The sequence below is a fragment of the Finegoldia sp. genome (assembly GCF_046991905.1).
GTDB lineage: Bacteria > Bacillota > Clostridia > Tissierellales > Peptoniphilaceae > Finegoldia.
The window spans coordinates 1-11,556 of record NZ_JBKWZF010000045.1 but is presented as its reverse complement, the minus strand read 5'-3'; the positions used below and the strand labels follow the sequence as shown (position 1 = coordinate 11,556).

Sequence of the window (11,556 nt, the reverse complement as noted above, 5' to 3'; positions counted from 1 at the left end):
TGTCTCTGCCACACCAAAGGCACATGGGCCGGTAAGCCGTTTGAGCTCATCGACTGGCAGGAACAGATTATAAGGGATATCTTTGGCACTTTGAAACCGAATGGCTATCGACAGTTTAACACTGCCTATGTGGAAATTCCTAAGAAAATGGGCAAATCGGAACTTGCTGCTGCCGTCGCCCTGCTCCTTACCTGCGGTGATGGCGAAGAACGTGCTGAGGTGTATGGCTGTGCAGCTGACCGCCAGCAGGCAACCATTGTATTTGATGTGGCTGCCGATATGGTACGTATGTGTCCTGCACTGAATCGGAGAGTAAAAATTCTCGCTTCCCAGAAACGTATCGTTTACCAACCACTAACAGCTTCTATCAGGTATTGTCCGCCGAGGCTTACTCAAAGCATGGTTTCAACATTCATGGCGTTGTATTCGATGAGCTACATACTCAGCCCAACCAAAGCTCTTTGATGTTATGACTAAGGGCTCCGGAGACGCCAGGATGCAGCCGCTTTACTTCCTTATCACAACCGCCGGAACAGATACCAACAGCATCTGCTATGAAACACATCAGAAGGCCAAGGACATCTTGGAAGGAAGAAAAATCGATCCGACCTTCTATCCTGTCATCTATGGTGCCGATGAAGCCGATGACTGGACAGATCCGGAGGTTTGGAAGAAAGCAAATCCTTCTCTTGGTATCACAGTCGGTATCGACAAAGTTGAAGCTGCCTGTGAATCTGCAAAACAGAATCCCGGCGAGGAGAATTCCTTCAGACAGCTAAGACTTAACCAGTGGGTCAAGCAGGCAGTTCGTTGGATGCCAATGGAAAAATGGGATGCCTGCTCGTTCAAGGTTGATGAAGAATCCTTAGAGGGTCGCGTCTGTTACGGTGGTCTGGATCTTTCCTCCACCACAGATATTACAGCTTTCGTGCTGGTATTTCCTCCGCTGGATGAGGATGACAAGTTCTGTATCTTACCATATTTCTGGATACCGGAAGATACGCTTGATCTTCGAGTAAGGCGAGACCATGTTCCTTACGACGTCTGGGAACGTCAAGGCTTTCTGGAGACAACCGAAGGAAATGTTGTTCATTACGGCTACATCGAGAAATTCATCGAGCGTCTTGGAGAGCACTTCAATATTCGTGAGATTGCCTTTGACCGCTGGGGAGCTGTTCAGATGGTTCAGAACCTTGAAAGCATGGGCTTTACTGTTGTTCCGTTCGGTCAGGGATTTAAGGATATGTCTCCACCGACAAAAGAACTCATGAAGCTGACGCTGGAGCAAAAGCTAGCCCACGGTGGTCATCCGGTGCTTCGATGGATGATGGATAACCTTTATATCCGCACTGATCCGGCAGGAAATATAAAGGCAGACAAAGAAAAATCCACAGAGAAAATCGACGGAGCTGTTGCCACCATCATGGGGCTTGACCGTGCGATCCGCTGTGGAAACAATACCGGTGCTTCTGTCTACGATGAAAGAGGCATTTTATTCATATAAAAATGGAGCCCTTGTTTTTACACCAAAAGCTCCATTACTGTTTATTTATTTGAATTTATGATTCCTTCAATATCACGGCCACCGTAGAATATTCGAGCTACTGTAACTGCCCTTTCCTCGTCATCAACAAGGTAGTACACAATAAAGTTGTCTACAGGAAGCTGATGCATTTTCATCGAATGCCAAGGCTCCCAGTCAACTAACGCATAACGAGCTGGCATGAAATCCAATGAACGAACCTCTTTTCGGATGCGGCCCAGCTGAGCGGTAGCAGTTTCTGGAACAAGGAGTTCATTCGCAATGTACGAATAGATCTCACGTAAGTCGTCAAGCGCATCTACAGAATAGCCGACTTTATAGCTATCTGTCATATGCCAAACTCCTTTGCAAGTGCCACATCGACTTCATCTGCAGAATATACCTTTCCTGCTTTGATGGAATCAACACCCTTCTGGAGTTCTGCATCAAGCTGTTCTCTGGTCATTGCACCAACAGCTAATGGCTTAGAAGAAGGAAGTTTCAGTTCAAATGGCATACCCTTCCTCAGTACAATCTGGCTATAAAGCATCTGAATTGCACTGGATGGAGAAATTCCAAGCTGAGAAAGAATGCTCTCAGCATTATCCTTGAGATTGGTATCTATTCTTGCATAAACAGCAGATGTATTTGCCATAATATCGCCTCCTTTTTCTTTATTATATCCGCTTTTGCTTGCGATTGCAAGCATTTGCATAGATTATTTTATGACAAAACTTTGAATTTTATACGCCCTTTGCGGCAGAAAGGAATAGTTATGGGATTCTTATCAGGACTGTTTCACTCAAGAGACAAGCCCACCAACAGTACAAACGGCAGTGCCTACCGCTTTCTCTTTGGTGGAAGCAACTCCGGCAAAACCGTCAATGAACGAAGCGCCATGCAGATGACTGCAGTTTATGCCTGCGTCAGGATTCTTTCGGAGTCCATCGCTGGGCTTCCAGTCCATGTCTATAAATACACAGACTCTGGTAGCAAAGAAAAAGCCATCAAACATCCACTATACCGATTGATACATGATGAGCCAAATCCGGAAATGACATCCTTCGTTTTCCGAGAGACCTTGATGACGCATCTTCTCCTTTATGGAAATGCCTATACGCAAATTATCCGAAATGGCAAAGGCGAAGTCATCGCACTCTATCCGCTAATGGCCAATCGAATGAGTGTGGATCGTGACGATAAAGGGCACCTCTACTACCAATATCAAATGCAAGATTCCGATGCACCAACTATGAAAAATGGAACAGTCATCCTGAAGCCATCAGATGTACTCCACATTCCAGGCCTTGGCTTTGACGGTCTGGTCGGTTACTCTCCTATTGCTATGGCTAAAAACGCTATCGGTCTTGCAATTGCGACCGAGGAATATGGTGCTAAGTTCTTTGCAAACGGTGCCACACCAGGAGGCATACTGGAATATCCCGGTACCGTGAAAAATCCGGAAGCTGTCAGAGAAAGTTGGACCAAAGGCTTCTCTGGAAACAACTCTCATAAGGTAGCTGTTTTGGAAGAAGGCATGAAATACACGCCTATCTCCATCTCCCCAAATGAAGCACAGTTTCTGGAAACAAGAAAATTTCAGATTGATGAAATAGCTCGAATCTTTAGAGTGCCGCCTCACATGGTCGGTGATCTGGAAAAATCGAGCTTTTCTAATATTGAGCAGCAATCTCTAGAATTTGTGAAGTACACCTTGGAGCCTTGGATTGTCCGTTGGGAACAGTCCATTAACCGAGCCCTTCTATCTGATTCTGAGAAAGCTGCTTATTTTGTAAAGTTCAATGTCGACGGTCTCTTGCGTGGTGATTATCAAAGCCGAATGAACGGTTATGCCACTGCAAGACAGAATGGCTGGATGTCTGCAAACGATATCCGTGAACTTGAAAACCTGGACCTCATCCCACCGGAACTTGGTGGTGACTTATATCTCATCAATGGGAACATGACCAAGCTGGAGGATGCAGGAATATTCGCAGCGACCACTGCTGCCGGAAAGGAGGACGAGAACAATGAAGAAATTCTGGAAGTGGAAGAATCAGACGGTGACCAATCAAGAGACGCAGGAACAGACACTGGAGAGGACACTGTTTCTAAACGGCACCATCGCAGAGGAAAGCTGGTTTGATGACGATATCACGCCTAAGCTCTTTCGAGATGAGCTGTTTGCTGGAAACGGAGACATCACCATTTGGATTAACTCTCCGGGAGGCGACTGCGTAGCCGCAGCTCAGATTTACAACATGATGATGGAGTATCCCGGCAATGTAACCGTAAAGATTGATGGCATCGCAGCCTCCGCTGCATCTGTCATCGCTATGGCTGGCACAAAGGTACTGGTATCACCAGTTTCCATGCTTATGATTCATAATCCGATGACTGCAGCTATGGGAGATACATCTGAAATGCAAAAGGCTATCGCCATGTTGGATGAAGTCAAGGAATCCATCATCAACGCCTATGAAATCAAAACGGGCATGAGCCGTGCTAAGCTCTCTCATCTCATGGATGCAGAAACCTGGATGGATGCACACACAGCTATCGATATGGGTTTTGCCGACGGAATCCTGGCAAGGCCTGCAGAAACACCTGTAGAAAATAATACGACTGGCCCGATGCTCTTCTCTCGTGCAGCGGTGACCAATTCTCTTATGGATAAGCTGGCTGCAAAGTGCCGCATTAAGAAGCCTGAAACACCGGAACGCTCTGTGGATTCTCTCATGGAGCGTCTTGACCTAATCAAACAATACATTTAATGGAGGTATTCAACTATGACTATTTTAGAACTGCGTGAAAAGCGCAATACAGCATGGAATGCTGCCAAGGCATTTCTCGATTCTCACCGTACCGAGAAAGGTATTCTTACTGCCGAGGACGATGCTACTTATTCCAGAATGGAACAGGAAATCGCCGATCTTGGTAAGGAAATTGCTCGTCTTGAAAGACAAGAAGCATTGGAGGCCGAGCTTAATAAGCCAGTAAACAAGCCTCTCACTTCTAAGCCGGGGAATTCTGCCACCGATAAACCTGCAAAAACTGGTCGTGCTTCTGATGAATACAAGAATGGTATGCTTCAGGCACTTCGCACCAACTTTCGTCAGGTATCCAATATTCTGCAAGAAGGTGTGGACGCTGACGGCGGCTACCTTGTACCGGAGGAATATGACAATCGTCTGATTGATGTTCTTACCGAAGAAAACATCATGAGAAGTCTTGGACACACTATCACGACTTCCGGTGAGCATAAGATCAACATCGCTGCTACGAAACCTGCGGCTGCATGGATTGAGGAAGGTGGCGCACTTCAGTTTTCTGATGCGACCTTCAGTCAGATCCTTTTGGATGCGCACAAACTCCATGTAGCTATCAAGGTCACCGAAGAACTTCTCTATGATAATGCCTTCGGTCTTGAAAATTACATCATCAATCAGTTTGGTAAGGCTTTGGCAAATGCCGAGGAGGATGCATTCCTCAACGGTGACGGTTCCGGCAAACCGACCGGCCTTTTCGTTGCGACTGGCGGCGGCACGGTAGCAGGTACGCTTTCTGCTGCGATCAAGTCTGATGATATGCTTGACCTGGTATACGCTCTTAAGCGTCCGTATCGCAAAAACGCAAGTTTCATCATGAATGATAAAACACTGGCACAGCTCCGCAAGCTGAAGGATAACAATGGTGCATACATCTGGTAGCCATCTTATCAGACCGGTGAACCGGATAAGGTACTTGGCTATGCCGTTCATACCTCTGCATATGCGCCGGAGAATGCTATCGCTTTCGGTGATTATAGCTATTACAACATTGGTGATCGTGGTACTCGCTCCTTCAAGCAGCTCACTGAGCTCTTTGCAGGCAACGGTATGATTGGCTATGTAGCAAAGGAACGTGTCGATGGCAAGCTGATTCTTCCGGAAGCAGTACAGATTTTGAAACTCAGTGGTTCTTCTAAGGGCTAAGCATGAAAGGTAGCGTCTTCTCTTATGAGACGCTGCCTTCCTTTTACGATTGGAGGCGATAAACGATGATTGTCACTTTAGAAGAAATGAAGCAGTATCTCCGAGTGGATTTTGATGATGACGATTTCCTCATCGAGACGCTCATCACATCGGCTACACGCCTCTGCATGGATATTACAAGGCAGAATGAAGATGTCTTTGAAGAAAGTGAGAATGCAAAGCCTGCTGTCTATTATGCGGTAGCCTACCTCTACGAACATCGTGAGGAAGCTGACCATCATGCTCTGACACTGACTTTGCGCTCTCTTCTCTTCGGTTCCAGAAAGGAGGCTTTCTGATGAATATTGAGCTACTCAATGTCCGCATCTACATTCAGAAGAATGAAGTTATCTCAGATTCAATTGGAAATCGAAAGAACACTTGGAAAGATTATTACACCTGCTATGCCACCGTTAGTGCGGAAGCCGGAAAAGAATCCACCGATGCCGGTCTTGTCGTGGATGATTCCAAGATTGATTTTACGATCCGTTACTGTAAGAAAGCTGCTGCTCTTACCTCTACTGGATATCGGGTACAGTTTGGAAGTGAACTATACGATATTTTGGCAGTAGACCATATGAATTTTAAGCAAAAATGTATCAAACTCTCCTGTCAGAAAGTGAGGCGGTGACATGGCCCAGAAAGTAAAAATTGACGGTCTTGCCGAAGCTGTTATGAAGGATCTCACCGAATATGCTGACCTTGCGACGGTAGATATGAAAGCTGCTGTCAAAAAAGCCGGTAACACTGTAAAGAAGCAGATACAAAGTACTGCTCCAAAAGATACTGGTGCCTACGGCAAGAGCTGGTCTGTGAAGAATACAAAGGAAACCTCCAAATCACTGGAGGTCACTGTGTATTCCAGAAATCGCTATCAGTTGGCTCATCTTCTGGAATTTGGTCATGCCAAGCGCGGCGGTGGCCGTGTGGCCGGTCGTTCCCACATCGCTCCTGCAGAAGAAGCCGGTATCAAAGAACTTGAATCTGAGATTGAGAGGTGTCTGAAAAATGGATAGATTACTGCAAATCCTATCGGAGATGGCCCTTCCCTTTGCCTATGACCACTTTGCTGAAGGAGAATCGCCAAATCCACCATTCATCTGCTACCTGTTTCCGGGAAGCGATAACTTCTCCGCAGATGGCCGTGTCTATTACAAAATCAACGAGGTTAATATTGAGCTCTACTGTGATAGCAAAGACCCGGCATTGGAAGCAACACTGGAAGCTGTGCTTGATGAGCACGGCATTTTTTATAACAAAACAGAGGTCTGGATTGAGAGCGAAAAGCTCTATGAAGTCCTCTACACATTTGAAATGGAGGTTTAATCAACATGGGCAATAAAGTCAAATATAACTTGAAAAATGTTCATGCCGCCAAGCTCACTCGTAGTGAGGACGGCTCCTTTACCTACGCTAAACCGAAGGCTATTCCCGGTGCAGTCAGCATCAGCTTGGATGCCGAGGGTGACAGTTCTCCGTTCTATGCCGATGGTATCGTATATTTCCGTTCCACTGCCAACAACGGTTACAGTGGTGATTTGGAAATCGCACTCATTCCGGAATGGTTCCGTACAGAAATTCTGAAAGAAGAGCTTGATAACAACGGCGTGCTTATTGAAAATGCAACCATCACCGAACTTGAGAAGTTCGCATTGCTCTTTGAGTTTGACGGTGATGTCAGAAGCATTCGCCATGTGCTTTACAACTGCACTTCCTCTCGTCCTTCCATTGAATCTGAGACTAAAGAGGATACCATCGAGCCGGGTAAAGAAAAGCTCACGCTTACCGCTGATCCTAGAGAGGATGGTCTCGTCAAGAGCCGCACCGGTGATGCGACAGATGCAGAAATTTATAAGAACTGGTACCAGCAGGTTTATGTGCCGGTACCTAAGACAGAAGGATAAGGAGGACGTAAGACATGTTAGAAAAAACAATTACAATCGGTGATAAGCAGGTCAAATTCCGTTCCTCCGCTACTATTCCCAGACTCTACCGTGCAAAATTCAAGCGTGATATCTTCAAAGACCTCTCACGCCTTGAATCATCCTATAAGGGTAATTCTGATGATGGTTCATCCTTTGAGATCGAAGACTTGGAGATTTTCGAGAACGTAGCCTATATCATGGCTTACCATGCTGACCACAGTATTCCGGCAACCATTGAAGAGTGGCTGGATGAATTTGAGATGTTCTCCATCTATGAGGTACTTCCTGAAATTCTCGAACTCTGGGGCATGAATCTTCAGACAGAAATTGAATCTAAAAAAAACTTCATCGCAGTAGCCGGGAAATGACCACACCGTTGTTTCTCCTGCGTTGTATTGAAATCGGTATCTCTATCAGAGACCTTGACCTTTTAACCATTGGAATGGTGATGGACATTTGGACCGAAAAAGCAAATGACGATGTGAAATACCAGCAAATCGCAACACAGGAGGACTTCGACAAATTCTAAGGAGGTGACGTACAAGTGGCAAATCGAATCAAAGGTATCACTGTTGAAATCGGTGGCGATACGACTGGCCTAGATAAAGCCTTAAAGACGGTCAATACTTCAATCCGCTCTACCCAGTCTGCCCTGAAGGACGTCAACCGCCTCTTGAAGCTGGACCCTTCCAATACAGAATTACTCTCTCAAAAGCAAAGACTCTTGAAAGATGCCATCGCAGCCACAAAGGAAAAGCTGGATTCACTCAAGGTAGCACAGGAGCAGGCCAAGCAACAGTTGGAAAATGGAGAACTCGGTCAGGACAAATATGACGCTCTTCAGCGTGAGATCGTAGAGACCGAGGAAGAATTACGACGCCTGCAGCAAGAAGCTGCCACTACAAACACTGCGCTTTCTAAAATAGATGTGGCTGGTAAAAAGATGGAGACCGTCGGTAATTCCATCGCTGGTGCCGGTAAAAAGATGATGGGCGTGACCACCGTAATTGGTGGTGTCGGTGTTGCCGCAGTAAAAACAGCAGCTGACTTTGACTCCGCAATGAGTCAGGTGGCTGCTGTTTCTGGTGCTACAGGTAAGGACTTTGATGCTCTCAGAAATAAAGCCCGTGAGATGGGTGCTAAAACTAAATTCTCCGCAACAGAAGCCGCAGAAGCTATGAACTACATGGCGATGGCCGGTTGGAAAACTGAAGATATGCTGGATGGTATCGAGGGTGTCATGAACCTTGCTGCTGCCTCTGGTGAGGACTTAGCAACAACTTCTGACATCGTAACCGATGCCTTGACTGCCTTCGGACTTTCAGCCAAAGACTCCGGCCATTTTGCAGACATCCTTGCTGCAACATCCTCCAATGCAAATACGAATGTATCCATGATGGGTGAAACCTTCAAGTACTGTGCTCCTATCGCTGGTGCACTTGGTTTCTCCGCTGAGGATACTGCGGAAGCCATCGGCCTTATGGCCAATGCCGGTATCAAGTCTTCTCAGGCTGGTACCGCCCTTCGTACTATTATGAATAATCTTGCCGGTGATGTAAAAATCAGTGGTAAGGCCATCGGAGATGTCACTATCGCCACTACCAACGCAGATGGTTCCATGCGTGACCTTTCTGATATTTTAGCTGACTGTCGTTCTGCTTTTGGAAACTTAACAGAATCCGAAAAAGCTCAAGCCGCTGAATCACTCGTCGGCAAAAATGCAATGTCCGGCTTCCTGGCTCTGATGAATGCTGGCCAAGGCGATATTGATAAGCTCTCCTCTGCAATTGATAACTGTGACGGATCAGCCGAAAAAATGGCTATGACTATGCAGGATAATCTTGCCGGTCAGCTTACTATCTTAAAGTCTCAGCTTCAGGAGCTTGCCATTTCTTTTGGTGATATCCTGATGCCTGCTATCCGCTCCATCGTATCGAAATTGCAAGGTTTCGTAGATAAACTTAACGGAATGGATGAAGGCACCAAGAGAACCATTGTTACCATTGCTCTTTTGGTCGCCTCAATCGGTCCATTGCTTGTCATCATCGGAACAGCCATCTCGAAAATTGGTGTGGCTATGCAGGGCTTTGTGAAGCTGGCAAATGGTATTAGCAAATTGAAGATCGCCATTCAAGGTGGAACCGGCGTTCTTGGAAAACTCGGTGCCGCACTTGGTGGCATCTCTGCTCCCGTGTTGGCTGTTGTTGCTGTTATTGCCGTTTTGGTAGCTGCCTTTGTTCACCTTTGGAAAACCAACGAGGGCTTCCGGGATGCAATGATCGGGACTTGGAACCGTATCAAAGATACTATCTCCGGTTTTTGTCAGGGCATTGTTGACAGGCTGAATGCTCTGGGGTTTCAGTTCACTGATATCGTGGATGTTCTAAAGACTGTGTGGAATGGTTTTTGTCAGGTTCTCGCTCCAATCTTTGAAGGAGTATTTAACAACATTGCAAATATTCTCTCCACAGTAACTGGTGTAATCACCGGCATTCTGGATGTCTTTATCGGCATCTTTACCGGGAATTGGTCACAGGCGTGGACTGGTGTAAAGGAAATATTTTCTTCTATCTGGAACGGAATCAGTAGCTTCTTTACCAACATTCTCAATGTTATCAAGGGCGTTGCAGATGTCGTCCTTGGATGGTTTGGCACTAGCTGGAATGAAGTCTGGACAAATATCAAGACCTTCTTTGAAGGAATCTGGAATGGTATTGCTACGTTCTTTACCACCATCTGGGAGACACTGAAAAATGTCGTAACCGTCGGTATCATGGCGATAGGTTCCATTTTAAGTGCTGCTTTTGATATTATTACACTTCCATTTCGCTTTATCTGGGAGAACTGCAAGGAAATTATTATCTCAGTCTGGGATGCTATTAAATCCAAGGTGACAACTGTCATTCATGCAGTGGCATCTGTGATCAGCACTGTGATGAACGCCATCAAGACGGTATTTTCTACTGTGTGGAATGCGATAAAGACAGTGGTGACCACAGTAGTAAATGCCATCAAGTCTGTCGTAACGACTGTGTTCAATGCTATCAAGAACACAGCAACCACCGTATGGAATGCAATAAAAAACGCTGTTACAACTCCGGTTAACGCCATCAAAAGCTCTGTCACAACAGTATTTAATTCTGTAAAAAGTACAGTTAGTAGCATCTTTAATGGGATCAAATCAACTGCTACTTCCGTGTGGAACGGCATAAAATCCGCCATCACTACTCCTATCGAGGCAGCTAAAAACAAAGTCAAAAGCGTGGTTGATGCTATCAAGGGATTTTTCTCCGGCATGAAGATTTCTCTTCCGCACATCAAACTGCCACATTTCAAGGTGACTGGCAAACTGTCCATCGCTCCACCTTCTGTACCACATCTTTCTATTGATTGGTACAAGGAAGGTGGTATCATGACTAGTCCTACTATCTTTGGAATGAACGGATCTTCTTTGATGGCTGGCGGTGAAGCCGGTGCAGAAGCTATCCTTCCTCTTGCCGGTTTCTACAAACAGCTGGAAGCGATGATTTCCAGTCATCTTAATACCAGTGCAATGGAAAAATATCTGGCAGTCATTGCAGATAATTCCAGTAAGGGCATCTACCTTGAGGACGGTACACTTGTTGGCCATCTGCTCCCGGCAATCGACGGTGAGCTCGGCAAAGCTCAAAAGTTACAAAGGAGGCTCAGTCTATGACACCTGATATTAAATTAAACGGAACATCAGTCGCTTCTATGGGCTGGCTTCGAGAAACTGTCTCTTTTCCAGTGCCACAGTCGCAATCCAATACGATTGTGGTGCCAGGAAGGAACTCTCCCATTCGTTTTACAAAAGCTCTGGGGCGTGTATCTTATCAGCCTCGGAGCTTTTCTTTAACGTTTTCCATGCTTGGAACAAGAAAGAGATACGATCAGATGATCGCTGAAATGGCAAACCACTATGCTGGTCAGCTCATAAAGGTATCGACCAGCGAGGAACCAGAGCTATATGCTATTGGTACTTTAGAGACTTCATCTGAATATGATCCACTCTTAAGTAAAGGCCAGCTCGTGATTTCCTGTGAAGATGCAGATTCCTATCGTTACCACAATGAAG

The 11,556-nt window shown here is 45.9% G+C and carries 13 protein-coding genes and 2 pseudogenes; 13 read left to right on the top strand and 2 right to left on the bottom strand.

Features of this window, described 5'->3' with window-relative positions; genetic code table 11:
* Positions 1–1,504 (top strand): annotated as a pseudogene (locus ACLUJM_RS11020) (terminase large subunit); the annotation flags it as partial.
* Positions 1,505–1,545: 41 nt separating this feature from the next.
* On the opposite strand, the gene ACLUJM_RS11015 reads toward ACLUJM_RS11020, so the two are convergent.
* The gene (locus tag ACLUJM_RS11015; protein ID WP_008817773.1) at positions 1,546–1,875 is read right to left on the bottom strand and encodes a type II toxin-antitoxin system RelE/ParE family toxin; all 330 of its coding nucleotides are present in this window, start codon (positions 1,873–1,875) and stop codon (positions 1,546–1,548) included.
* Entirely contained in the window at positions 1,872–2,177 is a 306-nt protein-coding gene (locus tag ACLUJM_RS11010; RefSeq protein WP_008817774.1) for a type II toxin-antitoxin system RelB/DinJ family antitoxin, read from the bottom strand. The genes ACLUJM_RS11015 and ACLUJM_RS11010 overlap by 4 nt, the downstream gene beginning before the upstream one ends.
* Positions 2,178–2,297: 120 nt before the next feature.
* Between ACLUJM_RS11010 and ACLUJM_RS11005 the strand changes: the two genes are divergently transcribed.
* The 12 genes and pseudogenes from ACLUJM_RS11005 to ACLUJM_RS10950 all read left to right on the top strand — a co-directional run.
* Positions 2,298–3,668: a phage portal protein gene (locus ACLUJM_RS11005; protein WP_008817775.1), complete on the top strand. Its 1,371-nt coding sequence runs from the start codon at positions 2,298–2,300 to the stop codon at positions 3,666–3,668.
* Entirely contained in the window at positions 3,553–4,296 is a 744-nt protein-coding gene (locus ACLUJM_RS11000) for a head maturation protease, ClpP-related (RefSeq protein WP_148558597.1), read from the top strand. The genes ACLUJM_RS11005 and ACLUJM_RS11000 overlap by 116 nt, the downstream gene beginning before the upstream one ends.
* A gap of 15 nt (positions 4,297–4,311) precedes the next feature.
* Positions 4,312–5,496 (top strand): annotated as a pseudogene (locus ACLUJM_RS10995) (phage major capsid protein).
* Positions 5,497–5,561: 65 nt separating this feature from the next.
* Complete coding sequence (locus tag ACLUJM_RS10990; protein WP_008817778.1) at positions 5,562–5,834, top strand: head-tail connector protein; 273 nt, start codon at positions 5,562–5,564, stop codon at positions 5,832–5,834.
* On the top strand, positions 5,834–6,166 hold the full coding sequence (locus ACLUJM_RS10985; protein ID WP_008817779.1) for a phage head closure protein: 333 nt from the start codon (positions 5,834–5,836) through the stop codon (positions 6,164–6,166). The genes ACLUJM_RS10990 and ACLUJM_RS10985 overlap by 1 nt, the downstream gene beginning before the upstream one ends.
* A gap of 1 nt (position 6,167) precedes the next feature.
* On the top strand, positions 6,168–6,551 hold the full coding sequence (locus ACLUJM_RS10980; protein ID WP_008817780.1) for an HK97 gp10 family phage protein: 384 nt from the start codon (positions 6,168–6,170) through the stop codon (positions 6,549–6,551).
* Positions 6,544–6,861 (top strand): hypothetical protein, encoded by a 318-nt coding sequence (locus ACLUJM_RS10975; protein ID WP_008817781.1) that lies wholly within the window; start codon positions 6,544–6,546, stop codon positions 6,859–6,861. The genes ACLUJM_RS10980 and ACLUJM_RS10975 overlap by 8 nt, the downstream gene beginning before the upstream one ends.
* A gap of 5 nt (positions 6,862–6,866) precedes the next feature.
* On the top strand, positions 6,867–7,439 hold the full coding sequence (locus tag ACLUJM_RS10970; RefSeq protein ID WP_008817782.1) for a major tail protein: 573 nt from the start codon (positions 6,867–6,869) through the stop codon (positions 7,437–7,439).
* A gap of 14 nt (positions 7,440–7,453) precedes the next feature.
* A complete protein-coding gene (locus ACLUJM_RS10965; RefSeq protein ID WP_008817783.1) occupies positions 7,454–7,828 on the top strand; it encodes a hypothetical protein in 375 nt (124 codons plus the stop codon).
* On the top strand, positions 7,825–7,989 hold the full coding sequence (locus ACLUJM_RS10960) for a hypothetical protein (protein WP_008817784.1): 165 nt from the start codon (positions 7,825–7,827) through the stop codon (positions 7,987–7,989). The genes ACLUJM_RS10965 and ACLUJM_RS10960 overlap by 4 nt, the downstream gene beginning before the upstream one ends.
* Positions 7,990–8,004: 15 nt before the next feature.
* A complete protein-coding gene (locus tag ACLUJM_RS10955; RefSeq protein WP_008817785.1) occupies positions 8,005–11,157 on the top strand; it encodes a phage tail tape measure protein in 3,153 nt (1,050 codons plus the stop codon).
* Positions 11,154–11,556: hypothetical protein (locus ACLUJM_RS10950; RefSeq protein WP_412412813.1), on the top strand; the 403-nt coding region annotated here is incomplete at its 3' end. The genes ACLUJM_RS10955 and ACLUJM_RS10950, both read left to right, overlap by 4 nt.

Bases quoted from the DNA above. Each gene is read 5' to 3' on its own strand.
- ACLUJM_RS11015 (WP_008817773.1), bottom strand. From the start codon at position 1,875: ATGACAGATAGCTATAAAGTCGGCTATTCTGTAGATGCGCTTGACGAC.
- ACLUJM_RS11010 (WP_008817774.1), bottom strand. From the start codon at position 2,177: ATGGCAAATACATCTGCTGTTTATGCAAGAATAGATACCAATCTCAAG.
- ACLUJM_RS11005 (WP_008817775.1), top strand. From the start codon at position 2,298: ATGGGATTCTTATCAGGACTGTTTCACTCAAGAGACAAGCCCACCAAC.
- ACLUJM_RS11000 (WP_148558597.1), top strand. From the start codon at position 3,553: ATGAAGAAATTCTGGAAGTGGAAGAATCAGACGGTGACCAATCAAGAG.
- ACLUJM_RS10990 (WP_008817778.1), top strand. From the start codon at position 5,562: ATGATTGTCACTTTAGAAGAAATGAAGCAGTATCTCCGAGTGGATTTT.
- ACLUJM_RS10985 (WP_008817779.1), top strand. From the start codon at position 5,834: ATGAATATTGAGCTACTCAATGTCCGCATCTACATTCAGAAGAATGAA.
- ACLUJM_RS10980 (WP_008817780.1), top strand. From the start codon at position 6,168: ATGGCCCAGAAAGTAAAAATTGACGGTCTTGCCGAAGCTGTTATGAAG.
- ACLUJM_RS10975 (WP_008817781.1), top strand. From the start codon at position 6,544: ATGGATAGATTACTGCAAATCCTATCGGAGATGGCCCTTCCCTTTGCC.
- ACLUJM_RS10970 (WP_008817782.1), top strand. From the start codon at position 6,867: ATGGGCAATAAAGTCAAATATAACTTGAAAAATGTTCATGCCGCCAAG.
- ACLUJM_RS10965 (WP_008817783.1), top strand. From the start codon at position 7,454: ATGTTAGAAAAAACAATTACAATCGGTGATAAGCAGGTCAAATTCCGT.
- ACLUJM_RS10960 (WP_008817784.1), top strand. From the start codon at position 7,825: ATGACCACACCGTTGTTTCTCCTGCGTTGTATTGAAATCGGTATCTCT.